A 21,562-nucleotide genomic window follows, 5' to 3' on the forward strand; every position below is an offset into this window, starting at 1 on the left:
TCGGCCTCGGTATCCTTGGCCGAAAGCCCGATCATCTCGCGGACCGCCGCAGGTATTACGCGGCCCCGACCTTGCCAGACGCGATCCGGGTGAGGTGCAGGCGGCGCAGGAAGGCCAGGACGAAAAGGGCCGTCAGCAGCAGGATGACCGTGGGCGCAGGCGCGCTGTCGAGAAAGAAGCTGGCATAGGTCCCGCCCAACATCGCGACGGCACAGATCAAAACCGACACCGCCAGCATCCGCCCGAAGCTGCGCACGATAAGGAAGGCGATGGCCCCCGGCGAGATCAGCAGCCCGACCGCCAGGACTAGCCCGGTGGCCGACAGCGTTGCGACAATGGTCAGGGACAAAATCGCCAGAAGGCCGTAATGCAGCAGCCCCACCGGCAGGCCCGAGGCCCTGGCCTGTGCCGGATCGAAGGCATGCAGCATCAGATCCTTCCATTTCAGGACCAGCACCAGGCTGACGCAGGCCGAAATCGCGCCCGCGGTCCACAGATCCTCCGGCCCCACGCCCAGCATGTTGCCGAACAACACATGATCCAGATGCACATTGGTCCGGAGCGCGACGAACATCACGATCCCCAGCCCGAACATGCCCGAGAAGACCACCCCCATCACCGTGTCCTGCTTGAGCCGGCTGTTCTCGGATAGAAACCCGGTGGCGACCGCGGTCAGCATCCCGGCCGCGAAGGCCCCCAGGATCAGCGGCAGCCCCGCGACATAGGCCAGCACGATGCCCGGCAGTACCGCGTGGCTGACCGCATCGCCCATCAGCGCCCAGCCCTTGAGCACCAGAAAACAGGACAGCAGCGCGGTCGGCACCGAAACGATCAGCGCAATCGCAAAGGCGTTCTGCATGAAGCCGAACTGAAACGGCATCAGAAGCGTATCGAGCATCACGCCGGCTCCTCTGTCAGGGCGGCGGCGGCCTTGCGCCGGGCGGCCAGCAGCCCGTGTTTCGGCGCCAGCAGGAAGGCCGCGAGGAAGATAAGGGTCTGCAGCACCACGATCACGCCTCCGGTGGCGCCGTCGAGGAAGTAGCTCAGATAGGCGCCCGCAAAGCTGGTTGCGGCGCCGATGGCGACCGAGGTCAGGATCAGCCGCGGAAAGCGGTCGCACAGCAGATAGGCCGTCGCGCCCGGCGTCACCACCATGGCGATCACCAGGAACGCCCCGACTGTCTGCATCGCCGCCACCACGCTGGCCGAAAGCAGCACGAAGAACACCGCCTTCAGAAGCCCCGGCCGCAGGCCGATGGACCGCGCGTGGCTTTCATCGAAGAAGGTGACCATGAGGTCCTTCCATTTCAGCACCAGCACCGTCAGCGACACGATCCCGATGATCGCCAGCTGCAGGGTGTCTTCGGGGGTGATCGCGAGAATGTTGCCCATGGTGATGGTCTGGATCGAGACCGACATCGGATTGACCGAGGCCATGAACAGCCCCAGCCCGAAGAACGAGGTGAAGATGATGCCGATGACCACATCGGTCTTCAGGCCGGAGCGGTCCGACAGGAACAGCATCGCCCCCGCCGCCAGCCCGCCGGACAGGAAGGCGCCAAGCGCGAAGGGCAGGCCGAAAAGGTAGGCCCCGGCCACGCCCGGCACCACGGAATGCGACAGCGCGTCCCCGATCAGCGACCAGCCCTTCAGCATCAGGTAGCAGGACAGGAAGGCACAGACGCCCCCGACCAGCGCCGAGACCCACATTGCGTTGGTCATGTAGCCATAGGCGAAGGGCTCCAGAAGGGCGGTCATTCCCGGCACTCCGCCTTGCGGGTGCGCTCGCCGTATTGCACCAGCGGGCGCTCGTCATCGGTGAAGATCGACACCTGCCGCGTGTCGTCATCGTCGTGCAGATCGGCCCCGCCCAGGGTGAAATGGCGCAGGACGCCGCCAAAGGTCGCCTCGAGGTTCGGGCGGGTAAAGGTCGTCTCGGTCGGGCCATGGGCCAGCACAGTGCCCTTCACCAGGACCGTGCGGTCGCAGAATTCCGGCACCGAGCCCAGATTGTGGGTCGCGACCAGCATCACCCGGCCCTCGTCCTTCAGCGCCCGCAAAAGCGCGATGATCTGTTCCTCGGTCTTCACGTCGACGCCGGTGAAGGGCTCGTCAAGCAGGATCACCTGCCCGTCTTGGGCCAGCGCACGGGCGAGAAAGACGCGCTTCTTCTGGCCGCCAGACAGTTCGCCGATCTGGCGGTGGCGGAAATCGAGCATCCCGACCCGGCCAAGTGCGACCTCGACCGCCGCGCGGTCGGCCTTCGAGGGGCGGCGCAGGAACCCCATATGGCCATAGCGGCCCATCATCACCACGTCCTCGACCAGAACCGGGAAGGACCAGTCCACCTCTTCGGATTGCGGGACGTAAGAGACGAGGTTGCGCCGCAGCGCCTCCTTCACGCCGAGGCCCAGCAGGCGGATATCGCCCCTGGCCACCGGCACGAAGCCCATGATCGCCTTGAACAGCGTGGATTTCCCCGCGCCATTGACCCCGACAAGCGCGGTGACGGTGCCGCGCGGGATACGGAACGAGGCGTTTCTCAGCGCGGTATGGCCGTTGCGGTAGGTGACCGTCACGCCGCTGGCCTCGATGCCGGTTTCGGACCCGACGGTTTCGGGCACTCCCGCTGCGTTCATCTGCGCCTCATCCTTCATCCTGTCCCTCCTGCCGGAACATGCTTTGCCCGAAACGGCAGGACCCTGCCGGACGCCGCAGCGCACCGACAGGCCCGACTGCCCGGAAGCGCCTTAGTTGGTGGCCGTCGTCAGCCCGTCTGCCACAGTCTGGGACGTGACCCTCAGCAGGTCGAGATAGCTCGGGACCGGTCCGTCGGGCTCCGAAAGGCTGTCGACATAAAGCACGCCGCCATATCTGGCGCCGGTCTCCCGCGCGACCTGTTCGGCCGGGGCGGTGTTGACGGTGCTTTCGCAGAAGACCACCGGAACATGGTTCTGCCTCACCCCGTCGATCACCGCGCGCACCTGCTGCGGCGTCCCCATCTGATCGGCATTCATCGGCCAGAGATACAGCTCCTTCATCCCGAAGTCGCGTGCCAGGTAGCTGAACGCGCCCTCGCAGGTGACCAGCCAGCGCTTCGCCTCGGGAATGGTCGCGATCTCGGCCTTCAGGGGCTCGAGCGTGGCGCGCAGCTCATCCTTGTAGGCACTGGCATTCCTGACATAGGTGGCCGCGTTGGCGGGGTCGTGCTCTGCAAAGGCGTCCAGGATATTGTCGATATAGACAAGCGCATTGTCGAGCCCCATCCAGGCATGAGGGTTGGGCTTGCCCTGATAGGCGCCCTCGGCGATCGGGATCGGGTCGATGCCTTCAGTCAGTGTGACCGAGGGCACGTCGCCCAGATGGTTCAGGAACTGCTGGAACCAGAGTTCCAGGTTCAGGCCGTTCGACAGGATCAAGTCGGCATCCTGCGCCCGGACGATGTCGCGCGGTGTCGGCTCGTAGCCGTGGATTTCAGCCCCCGGCTTGGTGATCGACACCACATCGGCCGCATCGCCCGCGACGTTCTGCGCCATGTCGGCAAGGACCGTGAAGGTCGTGACCACCTTCATCCGGTCCCCGTCCGCATACGCGGCGCTTGCCATCAGCGCAGCCGTGGCCGCCGCCCCCGTCAGACATGTCGTCTTCAAGCTCATGAAACGTCTTTTCCCCGTTTGGCCGATTGTCATACCAGGTCCCGCCAGTTGCAAACAAGTCGCAATTAGATATAGCGGGCCAAGCCAAAGTTGCAAGTGATTTGCAGCTGTATGTCGCCACAGAACCCTGCCCCACGGCGGGCAGGCCTGTCCGGCCGCCGCACAAGGCAGGGCTCCCGGCCCTCAAGACGGATGACCTTGGCGCGTTGTCGTGCTATAGGACCCCTTCAGTCCGACCGGCCCGCTCCGATGTCGGACGCTCGGCATCACGGACGGAGCGGGACGCCCCATGACCAAAGCGAAACACGAGCCCCTGCTTGACATCTGTCGGCGGCACGGGCTTCGCATCACCGGGCAACGCCGGGTCATTCTCGACGTGCTGGACGCGGCCGGGGATCATCCGGATGTCGAGGAACTGCACCGCAGGGTCGCCGCCATCGAGCCGGGAATCAACATTGCCACCGTCTACCGGACGATGAACACGCTTTCGGAACACGGGCTGATCGAACGCCACATGTTCGAGGACGGCCGTTTGCGTTACGAACCGGCCCCCGACGAACATCATGACCATTTCATCAACGTCGATACCGGCGAGGTCCTGGAATTCAGATCCGACGAGATCGAGCGACTTCAGGAAGAAATCGCCCGCAAGCACGGCTTCGAGATCGTCAGCCACAAGCTGGAGCTCTACGTCAGGGCACGCAAACCCGGCTGACCCGACAGATACGGCGCATACGTGCGCGTGTCCGGAAACCCGCCCGAGCCGATCGCCGGCCCCTGCCGCCCGACGCGTGCCCGTCCAGCGCGCCGGTTTGCACAGACGCCCTGTCGGATTATGCTCGGGCCGGGACTACGGCGCGCTCTGCACAGGGCAGCAGAACTCCAAGGAAAAAGACGATGACCGCCAGTGAACGTCCCGCTCTGACACCGCCGGTTCCCGGAGGCCGGGTGCTGCTGCATTCCTGCTGCGCGCCCTGCTCGGGCGAGGTGATGGCGGCGATGAGTTCGTCTTGCATCGACTACACGATCTTCTTCTACAATCCGAACATCCATCCCCGGGCGGAATACCTCATGCGCAAGCAGGAAAACCTGCGCTTTGCCCGCAAGCACGCCATCCCCTTCGTCGATTGCGACTACGATACCGACACCTGGTTCGCGCGCGCCAGGGGGATGGAACGGGAACCCGAGCGCGGCCTTCGCTGCACCATGTGTTTCGACATGCGTTTCGAGCGGACCGCGCTATACGCCCATGAAAACGGTTTTCCGGTGATCGCCTCATCGCTTGGCATTTCGCGCTGCAAGGACATGAACCAGGTCAATGCCTGCGGGATGCGGGCCGCGGCCCCGTATGACGGGCTGCACTACTGGGACTACAACTGGCGCAAGGGCGGCGGATCGAACCGCATGGTCGAGATCTGCAGATGCGAGGGCTTCTACAAGCAGCAGTATTGCGGCTGCGCCTACAGCCTTCGCGACGCCAACCGCCACAGGCGGGCGGCAGGCCGCGCGCCTGTCGCGATCGGCCAGCCGGTCCGCGGGGATGCCGGGACCGGCACATGACGCAAGCTCCGGACGGTCCTGCGGCACGGTCCTGCGGCACGGCCCCGGGGCGCAGCCCCTGAAAGGGCGGACCGAAAGGGCCCTCAGGACAGGGCCGCCGCCCGCCATCGGTTCAGCTTCTGCGATCCCGCCCTCTCTTCCCCGGGCCAGGCGCGTCCGCCCGGTCTGAGGCTGCGCATGACCGACCGGCGCGGCCCGGCCGCCGCCAGTCTCCGGCAGGTCCCGGGCAGATCCAATCGACGCGCCGGGCCGATCCGCATTATGCTGGACCGGCACGACCCCGGTCGTGCCGGGAAATGGCGGAAAATACCGCCGGAAAGCCAATGGGAGGAAAAGGAAATCATGAAACACAGGATTGCGGCGGGGCTCTTGGCCCTGGCCGTCACCATGGGCGCGCGCCCCGGTCTGGCACAGCCCGCGGGCTGGACGCCGCCCGAGGATATCGTCATCGAGGCCACAGGCGGGGCCGACGGCCCGGTGCTTTCGGTAAAGAGTGTCACGCTGGTACGGGGCGGCTACTACCGGTTCGATATCGGCTGCACCGAGGACAGCGATGCGGCCTTCAGTTTCGGGCTGCAGGACTTCGTGGCGGACACCCATCTGCGGGTGCTGACCGCTGGCGGCATGGAGGTCTACCTGCAGGGCATGTCGTTCCGCAAAATCCAGTGCGACGGGCCGGGAGGGATTCGCTTCAGCTTCTATCCGATGCGCAAGGGGATCTATGAAATCCCGGTGACGGATCAGGCGGATGAAACCCGCAGGACGATCCTGACCGTGACCGTTCAGTGACCCGCGCTCCCGGTCGCTTGCAGCTGGCCGGGAGCGCCTGAAACGGCGAGCGGCCTGAAGAACGACATCGCCAGGGCTGGATCCGCCTGCCCTGCCCTTCGGGCTATCGCCCGGAACCGTCGGCGCCGCGTCTGGCCCAATTCGCGGCGGTCGGCAGCAGCGCCACGATCAGGAACACCCGCAGCACATGATGCGCGATCACCATCGCCGGGTCGATCATCAGCGCCAGCGCGACCACGCCCAGTTCCGGTGCCCCGCCCGGCAGATAGGCCAGAAACAGCGCCGACACGTCCGCTCCGGCGACCGGCGCGAAGGTGATCGCGCCACCGAGCGCCCCCAGCGCCATGACACAGCCCACCAGCGCCGCCAGCCAGCCGTCCCGGGCGATCTCGCGCAGGGTATAGGCCGCGAACCGGCCGCCGACCCCTGCCCCGATCACGATCTGGGCGGCGCAGGACAGCACCGCGGGCACATGGACGTCAAGCAGCCCGGTCGCATGCATCGCGCCCGACACGAAGAGCGGGATCAACAGGAGCGCCGAGGGAAAGCGCACCCGCCGCGCCACCGCCCAGCTTGCCAGCGCCGCCAGCGCCAGCGCGCCGTGGCGCAGCGGGTCCAGCGGCTCGGCATGGGCGAAGGCCGCGCGGTTCGCCTCGGCAAGATCGGTCCCGGACAGAAGCTGGATCACGACCGGCGCCAGCACCAGCAGCACCAGAAGCCGGGCGGTATGGCACAGCGCCACGCGGTTGATCTCGGCCGGGTAGTCCTCGGCCAGGACCGACACCACCGACAGCCCCCCGGGCATCGAGGCGAACAGCGCGGTGGTCCGGTCCATCCGGCCCCAGCGCAGGAACACGCCGAAAGCCAGCAGACAGACGACCAGCGACAGCACCGACATGACCAGCAGGCTCGACCACCAGGTGCCGGCCCGCGCGGCCACCTCGGGGGTGAAACCGGTGCCCAGCATGGTGCCGATGCCGACCATGGCATAGCCGCGCCAGGCCCGCGGCAGGACCGGCTGGAACCGGGTCGCCTGCGACGTCAGCGCCGTCGCCGCGAGACTGCCCAGCACCCAGGGCAATGGCAGGTCGAGCGCGAAGAACAGCCCCCCGCCAAGCGCCCCGATGCCCAGCGTGACCGCCCCTCGCGCGGGCGCGGACAGACCCGCGAGGCTCATGCGGCGGCCGCGCGGCGCCTGCGCCAGGCTTTCAGCACCGGCACGCCCACCAGCACCAGCACCATGATCACGAACAGCACCAGCGCGATCGGCCGCTCCAGAAGATAAGCCATCGGATGACGGCCCGAGATCTGCAGCGTGCGCACCACCTCGCCCTCCATCATCCGCCCCAGCAGCAGCCCGATCACCGTGGCCGCCACCGGATAGCCGTTGCGCCGCATCAGCCAGCCGAGCCCGGCAAAGACCGCGACGGTCAGCGGCCCCGCGACGGTGCCGGTGATGCCGTAGCCGCCCCAGGCGCACAGCGCCAGCACCGAGGGCACCAGATAGGGCAGCGGCACCCGCACGACGAGCCCCAGCACCCGCAGCATCAGCAGCCCGACAATGGCCAGCAGCACCACCTGCCCCAGATTGCCGATGATGATCGAATAAACCACATCGGTCTGGTTGCGGATGAAGGACGGCCCGCCCACGATGTTGTGAAACGAGAACGCCGCCAGCAGCACGGCGGTCGCCGCCCCGCCGGGGATCCCCAGCGCCAGCAGCGCGGTCATCGACCCGCCCTCGGAACTGGAATTGGCCGACTCGGCGGCGATGACGCCCTCGGGCGCGCCCTTGCCGAACTGCTCGGGATGGCGCGAGCTGCGCCGCGCCTCGCCATAGGACACGAGGTTCGCGACCGAGGACCCGACGCCCGGGATCGCCCCGATCAGCGCGCCGATCAGGCTGCCGCGGATCAGCACGCCCGGATGGCGGAAGATCTGCGCGCCGCCCAGCAGGATCCGGCGCATCGAGATGTCCCGCTGCGCCTTGTCCTCGACCAGGAAATTGCTGCCGCGCAGGCGCAACAGTTCCGAGGCCGCGAAGATCCCGATCATCGCGGGCACCACCGGGATGCCGTCCAGCAGGTAGGGATTGCCGACGGTGGTGCGCATGACGCCCGTCGTGGACATGCCGATCTGGCTCAGCATCAGCCCGAACATCCCCGCCAGCAGACCCTTGGGCATGCTGGTGGTGTTCAGCGTCGCGATCAGGGTCAGCCCCCAAAGCACGACAACCACCATTTCCATCGGACCGATCTTCAGCACGAAGGCGGCCAGCGGGTCGATCAGGAACAGAAGCAGGATGTAACCCACGAAGGCGCCGACGACCGAGGCCGCAAGCCCCAGCCCCAGCGCCTCGTTATGCTTGCCCTGCCGGGCCATCGGATAGCCGTCGAAGGCGGTGGCGATGGACGAGGACGACCCGGGAATGTTCATCAGGATCGCCGTCACCCCTCCGCCATAGGCGCCGCCGGTGAAGATCGAGGTCAGGAACAGCATCGCCTGCAGGAAATCCATGCCGAAGGTCACCGGCAGGAAGATCGCCATCGCCATCGAGATCTGAAGCCCCGGGATCGACCCGAAGATCAGCCCGATCAGCAGGCCCGGGATCACCCAGAGCCAGGGCGAGAAGCTGGAAAACAGCAGATCGAAAGCCTGGGACAGCGCGAAATGGTCGATCATGTCACAGCACCAGCGTGGTCATCGGATAGGGAAAGAGCGCGCCGAAGCCCTCGACCATCAGCACCGTGAAGAGGGCGGCGTAAAGCGGCGGCTGCCACTTGCCCTGCCCGCCCGACACCACGACGCCCGCCCAGACGAACAGGAAGGTCGCGACATCGAAACCGACCGTCGTCAGCCCGAAGCAGAACACCGCGAACCCCGCCAGCAAGGCCAGATCGCCCCAGGCCGAATAATGTGCCTCCTGCGGGTCGGGTTCGGGCCTCAGCAGCGCGGTCGCCACGATGATCAGGCACAGCACCACCAGCAGCACCGCGACCGGCGCCACGACGACAAGGTTGTTCAGCGTGCTGGAGGCCGAGACCGCGCTCCAGGTGATATAGCCCGTGACGCACAGCACGAGGCCAAGCGTGATGGCATGGGTCGGGGCGAAGCGCCGGATCATGGACGGTCTCCGAATTCGGGGCGGTAACGCCGCGCGGGCGCAGGGCCCCCGCGGCTGTCCGGGTCGGACAAGCGGGTCAGGCGGGCCGGATCACTCGGCCGGATGGAACCGCTTGAGGATCTCGAAGTTCGATTCGATGATCTCGGTCGTCCGCTCGGGGCCAAGCCACTCCGTCCCGATGTCCTGGGCCTCGAGGCTGGCGACGAAGTCGGGGTCCTGCAACACGGTGTGATAGGCCTCGACCATCTTCTCGAAGGCCTCGGGGTTCTTGTCGCGGAAGCTCGCATGGGCTGCGAGCCCGCGCATCGACCCGGCCAGCACCGGCGTCTGATCCAGCCCGTTTTCGGTCAGCACCGCGTTCAGGGTCGGCGCGTCCCAGTCCTTCAGCGGCGCGTCGGCCGCCACCGCCAGCGGGCGCACATATTCCGCGATCGACAGCGTCCCGTCGGCGGCCAGCACCGTCAGGTCGACCTGCCCGCCCGCGACCGCGGTCCGCGCCGCCCCGCCCGACTGATAGGTCACGACGTTGATATCGCCCTCGGACAGGCCGAAGGCCTCCATCGCCAGGGACAGGTTGATCGCCCCGGTCGAGTTCGGCACCACCGAGGCTTTCAGCGTGCCCGGCTTGTCCTTCGCCGCCTGCATGAACGCCCCGAGGCTCTCGTAGGGCGTCTTGGCGTTGACCGCGAACAGGTCGTAATCGTTCCACTGGGCGTTGATGAAGGCGAAATCCTTCAGCGAATAATCCGCATCGAAGCGCAGGATCGCGTTCGAGATATACGGATGGATCGACGAGGCCAGGAAATAGCTGCCGTCATCGGGCATGTTCATGAAATAGGTATGCCCGACATGGCCGCCGCCGCCTTCCTGGTTCACGACCGAGATCGGCACCCCCAGGTCCTGCTGCATCCTCTGGGCCAGCGCCCGCGCCGTGCGGTCGGCCGACCCGCCGGGGCCAAGCGCCACGACAAAGGTGATCTTGCGGGGCGGCCAGGCGGTGTCGGCACTCGCGCCCAGCGGGGCGATTGCGGCGGCCAGCGACAGGCCAAGCGCCGCGGCAGCGAACTGCCGGCGTTTCATGTTCATGGATGATCCTCCTCCGATTGCGCCAGATTTTGTAGCACAATTTTCTGACTAGAAACCGATTTCGTCACTCCAACGTATTACAATTCAATTGTCAAGCAGCCGCTCATGTTGACATGCGTCTCACAATGGACAAGTTTGTAGTACAATTTTTGCGCGCATACAGCCCGGACCCGGTCAAGGTCCACCCAGGACAAGGACGGCAAACCCCCATGCAGACGGCGGAAAGCAAGGTCATGGCGACAGAGCGCGTGGCGGCCTCCCTGCGGGCCGAGATCCTGTCCGGCACGCTGCAACCGGGCGCCCGTCTGGGCGAGGTGGCCCTTGCGGGCCGGTTCCAGGTCAGCCGTGGCCCGGTCCGCGCCGCCCTGCAGGACCTCAGCGAAAGCGGGCTTGTCGCCATCGTGCCGAACAGCGGTGCGCGGGTGCGCGAGGTCGGCCGCGAGGATGCCCGCGCGCTCTATCAGGTGCGCGCAGCCCTCGAGGCCGAGGCCGCCCGGCTGGCCGCCGCCCGTGCCGACTCGGTCAGCGCCGGATCGTTCCGCGCGCTGCTGGACCAGCACGCCCGCGACGTCGCCGCCCATCCCGAGGGCGCCTATCTGCAGGGCAGCGGCGACCGCGACTTTCACATCGTCATCGCCCGCGTCGCCGGCAACCCGATCATCCTGCGCTACCTGACCCGCGAGCTTTATCCGCAGCTTCTGCTGCTGCGGCTCAAGCATCGCAACGTGACCGGCCGGGGCGCCACCGCGCTGCGCGAACACGAACGCATCTCGGAGGCCATCGCCGCGGGCGATGCCGAGGTCGCAGGCATCCTGATGCACCGCCATATCCAGAACAGCTGGGCCGCGCTCGAGGCGCAACTGTCCGGCCCCGGGGAGGACGACCGTTGACCCAGACCGCCATTCCCGCCGCCTTCCTCCGCGGCGGCACCTCGAAAGCCGTGGTGCTGAAACGCGCCGACCTGCCCGCGGACGAGGCCGCCTGGCCCGCGCTTTTCGCCGCGATCATGGGCTCGCCCGATCCGAACAAGCGGCAACTGAACGGCATGGGCGGCGGGATCTCGTCGCTCAGCAAGGTCTGCGTGATCGGCCCGCCGACCCGCGAGGATGCCGATATCGACTATACCTTCGCCCAGATCGGCGTGACCACCGAGGCCGTCGATTTCTCGGGCAATTGCGGCAACATGAGCTCGGCCATGGGCCCCTTCGCCTATGACGAGGGGCTGGTCGCGGGCCCGCGCGACGGCGAGGCGACGGTCCGCATCCACAACACCAATTCCGGCAAGATCATCCGGGCGCGCTTTGCCGTTGCGGGCGGCCGGGCCACGGTCGCGGGCGATCTGGAAATTCCCGGCGTCCCCGGCACCGGCGCCCCGGTCACGCTGGATTTCCTTGACCCCGCAGACACGTGCGGCCATGGCGCGCTGCCGACAGGCAAGGTTCTCGACCGCCTCACCCTCGCGGACGGCCGCGCGGTGGCGGTCACGATGATCGACGCCGCCGTGCCCTCGGTCTTCGTGGCGGCCGCCGATCTCGGCGCCGACTCCAGCGCCCATCCCGAGGCCATCGACGCCGACACCGCGCTGATGGACCGGCTGGAAGAGATCCGCAGGCGCGCCTCGGTGGCGATGCGGCTGGCCCCCGACATGGCCGCCGCCGCGGCCCGCATCGCCACGCCCAAGGTGGCACTGGTCGGCCCCGCGGCCGCCTGTCGCGACCTGTCGGGGCAGGTCCATCCCGCCGAAAGCCACGACCTGCAGATCCGGATGATTTCGGCCGGACAGGCGCATCGCGCGGTGCCGGTCACCGGCGCGCTGGCGCTGGCCTCGGCGGCGGTGCTGCCGGGGTCGGTGGTGGCCGCGCACTGCAGCCGCGCGGCCGACCCCGAGGGGCTTCGGATCGGCACGCCCAGCGGCATCGTCACCGTCGGCGCGACCCGCGACCCCGCCAGCGGCCAGATCCTTGCCGCGCGCATCCTGCGCACCCAGCGGCGGTTGATGGACGGCAGGGTCTATGCCCCCTGCCCCGCCGCCAGGACCTGACGCCCCCCTCCAAGAAAACCCGCCGCCCCCCCGGCACAGAGACCACAGAAAGACGAGGCACCATGCTCAATCACGACGTCAACCGCGGCTTCCGGAACCGGATCGCACAGGGCGGCGCCCTGCTCTTGCCGGGCGCGGCCAATGCGCTGGCCGCGCGGATCATCGAGGATCTCGGGTTCGAGGCGGTCTATCTGTCCGGCGCGGGCCTGACCAACACCTATCTGGGCATGCCCGACCTGGCCTTCGTCAGCCTGCCCGAGATCGCCCAGCACACGGCGACGATCCGCGATGCGACCGACCTGCCGATCGTGGTCGATGCCGATAACGGCTTCGGCAACGCGCTGAACGTGCGCCACACGGTCCGCACCCTGGAACGCGCGGGCGCCAGCGCGATCCAGCTCGAGGACCAGAAGACGCCCAAGCGCTGCGGGCATTTCTCGGGCAAGGAGGTCGTGCCGCTGGCCGAGGCCCGCTCGCGGATCAAGGCCGCGGTCGATGCCCGGCAGGACAGCAACACGCTGATCGTCGCCCGCACCGATGCCCGCGCCACCGACGGCTATTCCGAGGCGCTGGACCGCGCCGCGGCCTTCGTCGAGGACGGCGCCGACATCACCTTCGTCGAGGCCCCGCAAAGCGTCGAGGAACTGGCCGGTATCCCCAAGGCCCTGCCCGGCACGCCGCAGATCGTCAATCTGGTGGTCGGCGGCAAGACCCCGATCCTCGATCTGGCCGAGCTGGACGGGATGGGCTTCAAGCTGGTGCTATACGCCAATGTCGCGCTGCAATCGGCGGTCTACGGCATGCAGGCAGCGCTGGGTCAGCTGCGCGAGCAGGGGCGGATGGACGAATCGGGCCCGCTCGCGGGCTTCCTCGAACGCCAGCGCGTGGTCCGGAAGGACTTCTTCGACGATCTGGAAAAGCATTACGCCTTCTGATCGGCCCGGGGGGCGGGTCCCTGTCGCCCCCCTCCCCTCGCCTGCCGCGGCGCGGCCGGGCTAGGGGCCGTTCCGGCGGCCGCACCGCCCTGCCGCCAGCGTGCGGCAGATATCAAGCACCAGCGCGCCAAAGCCGCCCGCAATTCCGAAGCCCGCCGAGGCGGCCGGGTCCGCGCCCCCGGACAGAAGACCATGCCCCGCCGCAACGACGGCGGCCGACAGGAAGACCGCCCTGACGGTCGATGCCCGGCCGGTTTTCATCTCGCTGTCATCCCGAGGCGCTCCGGGGCTCAGGCGAAGGAGAACCGATGATAGTTCTTCTTCACCGACACGATGAAGGCCGCCCCGCAATACAGCCATCCGACCACCGGAACGGCCTTCAGCGCCAGCCGCCACGAAAGCTTCCGGATCGCCCGGCGCTTGATCTCGGCCCAGGCCGCGCTGGCGACGAAAAGCTTGAAGACCCCCTCGCCCAGTTCGACGACCTCCTGCCAGTCCTTGCTGGAAATACGCGCGACCAGATCTTCCAGCGCCGCGCGCAACCCCGGGTCGCTGTCAATCAGCGCCACGATCAGGCTGGCATCGCCGATGGAAATGCCCATGGTTTCCAGAACGATATCGGCCGCCACGATCAGATCGGTATCGGGCCGTCCGGCCACGGGCTTGGCATAGGCCGGGATGGCGGGAATGCTTGCCGGGGTCACGAGGTCGGGCGACGGCGCCAGCGGCACGCCCTCGGCGGCCAGCATCGCGACCACGGTCCGCTGCGCGGCCAGCCCGCCTTGGTCGAAGCCAAGCGGCACGAGGTCGGGCAAGGCTTCGGGAAGGCCCGCCAGATAGGCCGTGGCCGCGTCGGCAGTGTCGAACCGGCCGGTCTCGCGGGCAAGCGCCAATGTCTGCCGTCGCGCGTCGAAATCGGTCTTCAGGAAGTCGATGAGGGCGAAGTCGATTTCCGCAAGCGCGATCCCGACCGCGAAATCCCGGACCCTGCGCGCCTCTTCGATGGCCAGCGCCAGGGCGCGGTAGTCGTCGGCCCCCTGCCCGAAGACCGGTGCGGCGCGGGCCGCGATCAGGCCTGCACCGGCCCCCAGCACCAGCCGCCGGGTCATGCGGCGCCCCGCTTCCGGGGCGGGCGTGTCCCTCTCCATCCTGTCCCTCCCTGTTTCCCGGGGGCAGGATAGCGCGATTCCTGCGGTTTCGGCCCGGTTTTCTGCCCCGACCTTCCCCGCGGGGAAGGTCGGGCCGGTCAGTGGATGACCTCGACCCGGGCGAGGCTTGGGTCGGCCCGGCGCACCGCGGCGGTCAGCGCCTGGATCAGATGGGTCGCGATATAGCTCTGGCAGAAGGCCGAGGGCGCGGACAGCACCAGGGTCCCCTGCCCGCTTTCGACCTCTGTCAGCCGCGCGAGCCAGGCCCGGAAGATCGCGGGCTGTTCCTCGGACAGGATCGCCCGGGCGCGGCCCCAGACCCCCTCTGCCTCTTCGGGAAGACTGACCGCGGGCCGCAGCGGCACGACCTTGCCGGCGGGGTCCGGCTCTGGCGGACGGCCGCCCAGACGGGCGACGAAATCCTCGCCGATCAGCGGCCAGCACGGCCGGGTGTCCTCGGCGATCTGCAGCGTGTCGAGCCGGTAGGTGCTGATCCGGCCCCGGCTGCCACGGGTCTTCTGCACCAGCCAGCCTGCGGCGCGCAGCCGGGCCATCTCGCGCTTGACGGTGCGCTCGTCGCAGGACCAGAGCCGCGCGATTTCGCGCTGGCCGACGCACAGCTCGTCGCGCTGCCAGTTGTAGCGCGTGGTGATCAGCGCCATGAGGCGCAGCGTGCGGGTCTGCGTGGCGCGGTCGCCCGCCAGCCCATGCGCCGCCAGCGCCGACAACAGATCGTATTTCCGCGATGCGGCCTGCACTCCGACGGGCTTGACACTTTGCATGGCCTTACCTGTTCGTCCCCGGGGGTGATGCGGGGGCCTGACTGCTCCGGGCGTGGTGCCTCTGGTTTTCGACGGCGTATTCAACGCTCTTTCGTTGATGTCGCCCATTTACGTCCGGGGTTTCGATTCTGTCAAGCGGCGGGCGCGACGGTGGTCTGCGATCCCGATTTCGAAAGACTGACTCAGGGTATCTCTGGTATTGGGGGACACCCTGGCTGTCCCGTTGAATCGCGGTTTTGTCCCCCAATCCGTAGAGGTCGCCGCGCGGCTGTCCCCTAAATCGGCCGCGCCTTGGCGGGGCCCTGCCCCGGTCGGCCGGGACGCCGATTCGTCCGGGGCCGCGGTGGCCGTGCTGGACCGACAGGCCGGACCTTCCCCGCAGGGAAGATTGCGACGAAGATTGCGACAGAGGTAACTTGGATTTTGCGTTTTTGCAAGAATGGGCGTATTTCGGGAAATGAACCCAATTTGCGTTGAGGCAGAGCATGTACACTCATACGGATCTGGCCCGGCTCCAGTCCCAGTCCCTGAAGATGCAGGGATGGATCCGGCAGCACACCTTCAGCCCGGAGAATTCCAAGCAGCTGCGCCGCTTCTCGTCCTGGGAGGTGGCCGAGCTGATCCTGAAGATCAACCAGTCGACCTTTCGCGGCAAGCTGGCCGCCGATCCCAGCCTTCCCGGCGGCGAGGTCGAGGAGGACGGCCGCCAGCGCTGGTTCTCGCTCGAAGAGATCAACGAGCTGCGCCGGCGGATGAAGGCCAACCGGAAAAGCCTGATGCCGCCGCGCCCGCCGGGCAAGCGCGCCTTCCGCGCCGCGGTCGCGAACTTCAAGGGCGGCGCGGGCAAGTCGACGGTGGCGCTGCATCTGGCGCATGCGGCGGCGCTTGACGGCTACCGGGTGCTGGTCGTCGATTTCGACCCGCAGGCGACGCTGAGCCATTCCATGGGGCTGACCGATGTCAGCGAGGACTATACCGTCTGGGGGATCATGGCACGCGACCTGATCCGCGAGACCGACCGGATGAACTCGGCCGTCACGGGGGCGGCCAGCGGCACCGCCCTGCCCGAGCGCAAGCTGCCCGCCTCGCTGCGCGACATGGGGCTGGACGAGCTGCGCCATGCCGATTTCATCCAGAAGACCTGCTGGTCGACGATCGACATCGTGCCGTCCTGCGCCAACGCCGCCTTCGTCGAATTCGCCAGCGCCCAGTACCGGCACCTGAACCCGGAATGGACCTTCTTTGCCGCCGTCTCGCGCTATCTCGACGGGATCGCGGATGACGATTACGACCTGATCCTCTTCGACTGCCCGCCCGCCATCGGCTATCAGTCGATGAACGCGGTCTTCGCGGCCGACATGCTCTATATCCCCTCGGGGCCGGGCTACTGGGAATATGACAGCACCACGTCCTTCATCGGACAGCTGTCCGAGGCGCTGGAAGATCTGGCCGCCGGGTTCGAAAGCACCTTCCCCGCGGGGAAGGTTTCGCTGCCGAAATCCTTCGTCGACATCCGCTTTCTGATGACCCGCTACGAGCCCGGCAACGACCTGCACCGCGCGATGCTGGAGGCGTTCCGCAAGGTTTTCGGCGATCATGTGACCACGCATCCGGTCGAGATGACCCGCGCGGTCGAGCAGTCGGGGCGGTTCCTGAGTTCGGTCTACGAGATCGATTACCGCAACATGACCCGCGAAACCTGGCGCCGCGCCAGGGCCAGCTTCGACCGCGCCTATGAAGAGTTCCGCGGCACCGTGCTGGCCGGCTGGGACAAGATCTGAGGAGACGCCGATGGTCAGGAAGAAACGCCGCATGTTCGATATCGACATGCCCGAGGACATGCCCGCCGAACGGTCGGCCGAGGTCCCGAACCCGCCGGGCGCCGAAACGCCCGCGGCCGCGCCGGAGACGAAAACCTTCCCCGCGGGGAAGGTCGGTGACCCGTCCGGGGCTGCCCGCCGCCGCGGCCCGATGGCCACGGCCATCGGCGAAACCGCCCATTCGGCCCGCGAACGCCAGGAGATCGAGGCCCGGATCCGGGCCGAGAACGACGCGCTGGCCCATGAGCATGTGCGGCTGAAACGGCTTGGCCTGGTGCTGGAGAGCATTCCGCTGGAGGCGATCGACACCGCCAAGCTGGTGCGCGACCGCAAGCCCGGCGCGGACCCCGAGCTGGAGGATCTGAAGGCCTCGATCGTCTCGATCGGGCTGTCGAACCCGATCCGGGTCGAGGCGGCGGGGCAGGGGCGGTACGAACTGATCCAGGGCTACCGGCGTCTCGCGGCCTACAAGGCGCTGCTGGCCGAGACAAGCGATGCCGAGGCCTGGGGCACGATCCCGGCCGCGGTCATGCCGGAGGGCGAGGGGATCGAGACGCTTTACCGCCGGATGGTCGACGAGAACCTCGTGCGCAAGGACATCTCGTTCTACGAGATGGCCCAGCTTGCGGTCGATTACGCCGCCGATCCCGCGACGCCCGAGACCGACCCCGACCGCGCGGTGGCCTTGCTGTTCAAGTCGGCCCGCTACCAGAAGCGCAGCTATATCCGCGGCTTCATCAAGGTGGTCGAGCGGATGAAGGGCATCCTGGCCTATCCCGAAGAGCTGCCGCGCGCGCTGGGGCTGGCGCTGGCGCAGCGGCTGGAGGAGGACCCCGAGTGCCGCGCCGCCATCGCCGAGACGCTGAAGGGCTGGGAGGGGCGCACCGTGGCCGACGAGCTGGCCGCGATCCGGCAGCAGCTTGGCGTCGAGGCCGGGGCCGAGGAGGACACGCGCGCGGCCCCGAAGCCCGCGCCGAAACGGGCGGGCGGCAGCAAGGCCAAGACCAGCTTTCAGCTGAACCGCAAGGAGGGGCGGGCGCGCTGCACCGCCGCCGACGGGCGGCTGGAGATCCGTTTGCCCCGGGACTTCTCGACCATCGACCGGCGGCGGCTGGAAGAGGCCGTGCGGCAGATGCTGGACCGGCTGGAGTGATCCCGGCAGCAGGGCAGGGACCTTCCCCGCGGGGAAGGTTTTCGGGGGTGGGGCGGCGCATGCCCCGATCTTGCCCGGATCTTGCCTGACGCCGCGGACGCCTGTAGGATGCTTGCGGGACATACGTATGAGGCGAGAGGATAGATGGGGCGCGTCAAGGTGAACCTGACCATCGACGCGGCCGTGTCCGAAGAGGCGCGGGCGCTGGGGCTGAACATGTCGCGGCTGGCCGAAGAGGCCATCGCCGCCGCGGCGCGCGCCGAGCGCAACCGGCACTGGCGCGAGGAGAACCGCGCCGCCATCGAGGCCTATGCCGACGAGGTCGGTACGGCCGGGCTGCCGCTGGCGCGCTACCGCAGCTTCTGAGCGGGGCAGGGGATGGCGCAGTTCGATGTCTTCCGCCTGGCGGGCGGCCCGCTTGTGGTCGATTTGCAGACCGATCTGATCGGGATCGAGGCCTCGCGCCTTGTGGCGCCCTTGCGCGAGGAGGGGCGCTATGCCGCCTTTCCGGGCCTGACGCCGCGGGTCGAGGTCGCGGGCACGGCCTATATCGTCCGCGTGCAGGAACTGGCCGCCGTGCCGGGGGCCGAGCTGCGCGACCGCGTCGGGTCGCTGGCCGAGGCGCGCGACGCGCTGAAGCGCGCGCTCGATATCCTGATCGACGGGGTCTGACCGGCGGGGTCTGACTGGCGGGGGCCGGTCAGAGCAGAAGCGACATCGGGTCTTCGAGTCCCTGCCGGATCCCGGCCAGAAGCTGCGCCCCGAGCGCGCCGTCGACCGAGCGGTGATCGACCGAGAGCGTCGGGCTTATCCCCGGGGCCAGCACGAACGGATCGCCCCGCCCCATGGGGCGCCGGCCGGCCGCGCCCTATGCACATGCCCGGAGACAAGACCGAAAAGCCGGTCTCTTCCTCGTAACGGGCGCCGTCCATCTCGCCTGGATCGCCGCGCAGCCCGGCATTGCGGGTGCTTTCCTCGGGCCAGAGCACCGGCGGAATGACCCGGGTCGTGCCGCCCTCGGTCACCTTGCCCGCGATCTCTTCCATCATCGCCGCGCAGCGGGCAGGCAGTTCCGCCACCGCCTCGGCGCCGATGACCTGGCGGCTGGCGAGCCGGACCACACGCAGGACGTGTAGTTTCCGATCGCCGCCCAAAAATTAATCAAGCCGTTAAGGATTGGGTAAGATGGGGTTTGCAGCGGGTTACCCACAGGTTCCTCCCCAGATTCTGGGGACAGGTTCGGCGCGTTCCCTGGTCACGTGTGGACCTGTTGCCCATCGCGCCATTGAATGGCCCCGAGTGTCCTGGACGCCCTCATGCCTCAGTTTCTGCTGCCGCTCGAACTTGAGGGGCGACGGCATTCCGGTCCGCGCGTGCTTGCGCTTCGGGTTGCAGAACATCCCGATGTCGTCGAACACGTCCCGCCGCGCCTCCTGGCGGGTCTCTGCCCCTGCCGATGACGCCTTCGCGAACGTCCTCTTCCAGGCGCAGGGCGAATACGGGCTGCCCCCGGGACGCTCGGACACGTCCCTGACCGGGCAGCCCCGCTCGGTGATCTGCGCGACCGCGTCCCGCTTGAACGCATCGCTGAACCTGCTGCTGCCCATCCTGGCCTCCTGGCCTCCTTGCCTCAAAATCAGCGAAGAAGACGCCAACGACACACGGGGCTATTCAACCGGAATCCGCCACGCCCCTTGGTGAGGGGCGAGACGATGGCGGCGGTCAGTGGAGGGGGCGCGGCACGAAATGCGCGAGCTTCAGTATGTCGGCCATGGCCGGAAAGGCCACGACGAAGGCCGCAGCTGCCAGAACGAAACGGAAGATGTTCATGGCTCAGTCTTCGCCCCAAATGGCATGGGCGGTCTCGACCACCAGTTCCAGTTTCCGTTTCTGGTCATCCTCGGTGATCGTGTTGCCATGCTCGGTCGAGGCAAAGCCGCATTGCGGCGCGATGCCCAGTTGATCGATGTCGACATATTTCGACGCTTCGTCGTATTTGCGGCGCAGCCAGTCCGGCGTTTCCAGTTCACCCGTCTTGGTGGTGATGAACCCGGGCATCACGCGCTTGTTGCCCTTGGGCAGCTTGGCCAAGGGCTCAAGCCCGCCCGCGCGCTCCGTGTCGTATTCCATCAGGTACACATCGACGGATGTCTGGTTGAAAATCGCATCGGCGGCATAGTGATACCCGCCCTCGGCCACATGCGAGGACCGGAAGTTGCCGCGGCACATGTGCATGCCGATCAGCAGATCGGCGGGGCGGTCCTTGATTGCCTCTTCCAGCATCCAAGCGTATTTGAGAACCAGTTCTTCGGGATCCTGTCCCATTGCCCGCCGCTCTTCGCGTTGTTTCGGATCTCCGAGATAGGCAAAGAAGATGTCGTCAAGCTGCAGATAGCGGCAGCCCGCATCGTAGAACGCCTGGACCGCCTTCCGGTAGGTCGCGGCGATGTCGTGGAACATCAGTTCCTGATCCAGATAGGGTTTGTGCTCGATGTTCTCGGGCACCATGCGGAAATGACATGCAGACGGACCGGGGATCGAGATTTTCGCGATGCCTTCGCCCGGCTTCACGAGGTCCTGCACGAAGGTGTAATGCTGAAGCATCGGATGATCCGCGGGGAAATCCAGCGGCCCGGTCAGATGCGCCTCGATGGGCGGGGTCTTGTGATCGGTCTTGAACGGCAGGCTGCGGTTCGAGGGCTTCATGTCCAGCCCGGTCAGCATGCCCATGAAATCGTAGTGCCAGAACTGGCGGCGGGCCTCGCCATCGGTGAAGACCTTGAGGCCGGCGTCCTTTTGAAGCTTGACGAGGCCACGAATGCCCTCGTCTTCGGCTGCGCGAAGCTCCTCGGGCGGCGCCGCGGAGGCGCGCAATTTCCGGACCGCAAGCGGACGCAGCAGCGAGCCGACGTGATCGGCGCGATAGGTGACGCGGCGGGATGTGCAGGATGTCTGGCTGTCTTTCGCCATCGGGGTATGCCTTTTGGACGGCTTGCGGCAGGCACCGCAACCCGGAGTGAATTGACGCCGCATTTGCAAAAGCAAAGGACGCACGGAAGTCACCATGACGGAAGAGCCGCGCCCGATACGCACCCCGCGATCGGAACAGGTGAGCGGTTCAGGCAGGTCTCCTGACTATGCGGATCTTCGCCAGCGCCAGCCTTCCCGGCACGGTGTCGCGCCAGTGGCATCTCGGGCAGGCCATCCGCTTACAGTTGCGGGGGCAGTTCCGGATTTGGCCGACCTTGTCACAAGGCTCGCGCCGCACCGTATTCCCTATTCTCCGCAGTTTCCTGCGGCACCTGAACAGCCGCGAAGGTGCTGTTTGGGACAGGGACTGTCAAGACGCATCAGAATGCAATTCTCTCATACAGGTTATGAAATTTCGAGAGAGTTCGAAGGCTTGACGCAAGGTGCCGGGCGTCGGGGCTGCGATTTGGCGAGGCGAAGCGCCGCCGGGCGAGGGAC

General features: G+C 67.3%; 22 protein-coding genes, 3 pseudogenes and 1 riboswitch. Of the genes and pseudogenes, 10 read left to right on the forward strand and 15 right to left on the reverse strand.

The window, feature by feature from the left end; genetic code table 11:
* Nucleotides 1–55 precede the first annotated feature (55 nt).
* The 4 genes from DSD19_RS07055 to DSD19_RS07070 all read right to left on the reverse strand — a co-directional run bounded on the left by DSD19_RS07055 (nt 56) and on the right by DSD19_RS07070 (nt 3,605).
* Nucleotides 56–898 carry a metal ABC transporter permease gene (locus DSD19_RS07055; RefSeq protein ID WP_165828077.1) on the reverse strand — a complete coding sequence of 281 codons (843 nt, stop codon included), beginning with the start codon at nt 896–898 and terminating at the stop codon, nt 56–58.
* The gene (locus DSD19_RS07060; protein WP_075787747.1) at nt 898–1,758 is read right to left on the reverse strand and encodes a metal ABC transporter permease; all 861 of its coding nucleotides are present in this window, start codon (nt 1,756–1,758) and stop codon (nt 898–900) included. Before DSD19_RS07060 ends, DSD19_RS07055 begins: the two co-directional genes overlap by 1 nt.
* Nucleotides 1,755–2,657, reverse strand: coding sequence for a manganese/iron ABC transporter ATP-binding protein (locus DSD19_RS07065; RefSeq protein WP_371412545.1), 903 nt, complete (start codon nt 2,655–2,657; stop codon nt 1,755–1,757). The genes DSD19_RS07060 and DSD19_RS07065 overlap by 4 nt, the downstream gene beginning before the upstream one ends.
* 93 nt (nt 2,658–2,750) lie before the next feature.
* Nucleotides 2,751–3,605, reverse strand: a complete 855-nt coding sequence (locus DSD19_RS07070; protein WP_305793746.1) for a metal ABC transporter substrate-binding protein — start codon at nt 3,603–3,605, stop codon at nt 2,751–2,753.
* 340 nt (nt 3,606–3,945) lie between these two features.
* On the opposite strand from DSD19_RS07070, the gene DSD19_RS07075 reads away from it, so the two are divergent.
* The 3 genes from DSD19_RS07075 to DSD19_RS07085 all read left to right on the forward strand — a co-directional run bounded on the left by DSD19_RS07075 (nt 3,946) and on the right by DSD19_RS07085 (nt 6,005).
* Nucleotides 3,946–4,371, forward strand: a complete 426-nt coding sequence (locus DSD19_RS07075; RefSeq protein WP_113669069.1) for a Fur family transcriptional regulator — start codon at nt 3,946–3,948, stop codon at nt 4,369–4,371.
* Between the two features lie 182 nt (nt 4,372–4,553).
* Complete coding sequence (locus DSD19_RS07080) at nt 4,554–5,216, forward strand: epoxyqueuosine reductase QueH (protein WP_113669070.1); 663 nt, start codon at nt 4,554–4,556, stop codon at nt 5,214–5,216.
* A gap of 342 nt (nt 5,217–5,558) precedes the next feature.
* Nucleotides 5,559–6,005, forward strand: a complete 447-nt coding sequence (locus DSD19_RS07085; RefSeq protein ID WP_113669071.1) for a hypothetical protein — start codon at nt 5,559–5,561, stop codon at nt 6,003–6,005.
* Nucleotides 6,006–6,108: 103 nt separating this feature from the next.
* On the opposite strand, the gene DSD19_RS07090 is transcribed toward DSD19_RS07085, so the two are convergent.
* From DSD19_RS07090 to DSD19_RS07105, 4 genes are all read right to left on the reverse strand, one after another.
* Nucleotides 6,109–7,182: an AbrB family transcriptional regulator gene (locus tag DSD19_RS07090; protein ID WP_113669072.1), complete on the reverse strand. Its 1,074-nt coding sequence runs from the start codon at nt 7,180–7,182 to the stop codon at nt 6,109–6,111.
* The gene (locus DSD19_RS07095; protein ID WP_113669073.1) at nt 7,179–8,687 is read right to left on the reverse strand and encodes a tripartite tricarboxylate transporter permease; all 1,509 of its coding nucleotides are present in this window, start codon (nt 8,685–8,687) and stop codon (nt 7,179–7,181) included. The genes DSD19_RS07090 and DSD19_RS07095 overlap by 4 nt, the downstream gene beginning before the upstream one ends.
* Before the next feature lies 1 nt (nt 8,688).
* The gene (locus tag DSD19_RS07100; RefSeq protein WP_075787741.1) at nt 8,689–9,129 is read right to left on the reverse strand and encodes a tripartite tricarboxylate transporter TctB family protein; all 441 of its coding nucleotides are present in this window, start codon (nt 9,127–9,129) and stop codon (nt 8,689–8,691) included.
* 90 nt (nt 9,130–9,219) lie between these two features.
* Nucleotides 9,220–10,215 (reverse strand): tripartite tricarboxylate transporter substrate binding protein, encoded by a 996-nt coding sequence (locus DSD19_RS07105; protein ID WP_113669074.1) that lies wholly within the window; start codon nt 10,213–10,215, stop codon nt 9,220–9,222.
* Nucleotides 10,216–10,424: 209 nt separating this feature from the next.
* On the opposite strand from DSD19_RS07105, the gene DSD19_RS07110 reads away from it, so the two are divergent.
* The 3 genes from DSD19_RS07110 to DSD19_RS07120 all read left to right on the forward strand — a co-directional run bounded on the left by DSD19_RS07110 (nt 10,425) and on the right by DSD19_RS07120 (nt 13,191).
* Entirely contained in the window at nt 10,425–11,105 is a 681-nt protein-coding gene (locus DSD19_RS07110; RefSeq protein WP_075787739.1) for a GntR family transcriptional regulator, read from the forward strand.
* Nucleotides 11,102–12,256: a 2-methylaconitate cis-trans isomerase PrpF family protein gene (locus tag DSD19_RS07115; protein ID WP_113669075.1), complete on the forward strand. Its 1,155-nt coding sequence runs from the start codon at nt 11,102–11,104 to the stop codon at nt 12,254–12,256. The genes DSD19_RS07110 and DSD19_RS07115 overlap by 4 nt, the downstream gene beginning before the upstream one ends.
* A 62-nt stretch (nt 12,257–12,318) precedes the next feature.
* Nucleotides 12,319–13,191 (forward strand): oxaloacetate decarboxylase, encoded by an 873-nt coding sequence (locus DSD19_RS07120; RefSeq protein ID WP_113669076.1) that lies wholly within the window; start codon nt 12,319–12,321, stop codon nt 13,189–13,191.
* A 60-nt stretch (nt 13,192–13,251) separates the two neighbouring features.
* Here the strand turns inward: DSD19_RS07120 and DSD19_RS07125 are convergent, their stop codons facing one another.
* From DSD19_RS07125 to DSD19_RS07135, 3 genes are all read right to left on the reverse strand, one after another.
* On the reverse strand, nt 13,252–13,452 hold the full coding sequence (locus DSD19_RS07125) for a hypothetical protein (protein WP_113669077.1): 201 nt from the start codon (nt 13,450–13,452) through the stop codon (nt 13,252–13,254).
* Nucleotides 13,453–13,481: 29 nt separating this feature from the next.
* A complete protein-coding gene (locus tag DSD19_RS07130; RefSeq protein WP_133260381.1) occupies nt 13,482–14,339 on the reverse strand; it encodes a hypothetical protein in 858 nt (285 codons plus the stop codon).
* Between the two features lie 98 nt (nt 14,340–14,437).
* The gene (locus DSD19_RS07135) at nt 14,438–15,121 is read right to left on the reverse strand and encodes a DnaA N-terminal domain-containing protein (protein ID WP_113669079.1); all 684 of its coding nucleotides are present in this window, start codon (nt 15,119–15,121) and stop codon (nt 14,438–14,440) included.
* Between the two features lie 485 nt (nt 15,122–15,606).
* Between DSD19_RS07135 and DSD19_RS07140 the strand changes: the two genes are divergently transcribed.
* From DSD19_RS07140 to DSD19_RS07155, 4 genes are all read left to right on the forward strand, one after another.
* Nucleotides 15,607–16,902, forward strand: coding sequence for an AAA family ATPase (locus tag DSD19_RS07140; RefSeq protein ID WP_113669080.1), 1,296 nt, complete (start codon nt 15,607–15,609; stop codon nt 16,900–16,902).
* Between the two features lie 10 nt (nt 16,903–16,912).
* Nucleotides 16,913–18,094, forward strand: coding sequence for a ParB/RepB/Spo0J family partition protein (locus DSD19_RS07145; protein WP_113669081.1), 1,182 nt, complete (start codon nt 16,913–16,915; stop codon nt 18,092–18,094).
* A 144-nt stretch (nt 18,095–18,238) separates the two neighbouring features.
* Nucleotides 18,239–18,460, forward strand: a complete 222-nt coding sequence (locus DSD19_RS07150) for a type II toxin-antitoxin system CcdA family antitoxin (RefSeq protein ID WP_075787731.1) — start codon at nt 18,239–18,241, stop codon at nt 18,458–18,460.
* 12 nt (nt 18,461–18,472) lie between these two features.
* On the forward strand, nt 18,473–18,766 hold the full coding sequence (locus tag DSD19_RS07155) for a CcdB family protein (RefSeq protein ID WP_075787730.1): 294 nt from the start codon (nt 18,473–18,475) through the stop codon (nt 18,764–18,766).
* 28 nt (nt 18,767–18,794) lie between these two features.
* Here the strand turns inward: DSD19_RS07155 and DSD19_RS07160 are convergent.
* The 4 genes and pseudogenes from DSD19_RS07160 to DSD19_RS07175 form a co-directional block, all read right to left on the reverse strand.
* A pseudogene (locus tag DSD19_RS07160) lies at nt 18,795–18,947 on the reverse strand (2-oxo acid dehydrogenase subunit E2); the annotation flags it as partial.
* 454 nt (nt 18,948–19,401) lie between these two features.
* Nucleotides 19,402–19,536: pseudogene (locus DSD19_RS22260) on the reverse strand (IS3 family transposase); the annotation flags it as partial.
* A gap of 51 nt (nt 19,537–19,587) precedes the next feature.
* A pseudogene (locus tag DSD19_RS22265) lies at nt 19,588–19,701 on the reverse strand (transposase); the annotation flags it as partial.
* Nucleotides 19,702–19,927: 226 nt separating this feature from the next.
* Complete coding sequence (locus DSD19_RS07175; RefSeq protein WP_113669085.1) at nt 19,928–21,064, reverse strand: 5-methyltetrahydropteroyltriglutamate--homocysteine S-methyltransferase; 1,137 nt, start codon at nt 21,062–21,064, stop codon at nt 19,928–19,930.
* Between the two features lie 133 nt (nt 21,065–21,197).
* Nucleotides 21,198–21,415: riboswitch (cobalamin riboswitch) on the reverse strand.
* Between the last annotated feature and the right edge of the window lie 147 nt (nt 21,416–21,562).

This window comes from Rhodovulum sp. BSW8, from assembly GCF_003314725.1.
GTDB lineage: Bacteria > Pseudomonadota > Alphaproteobacteria > Rhodobacterales > Rhodobacteraceae > Rhodovulum > Rhodovulum visakhapatnamense.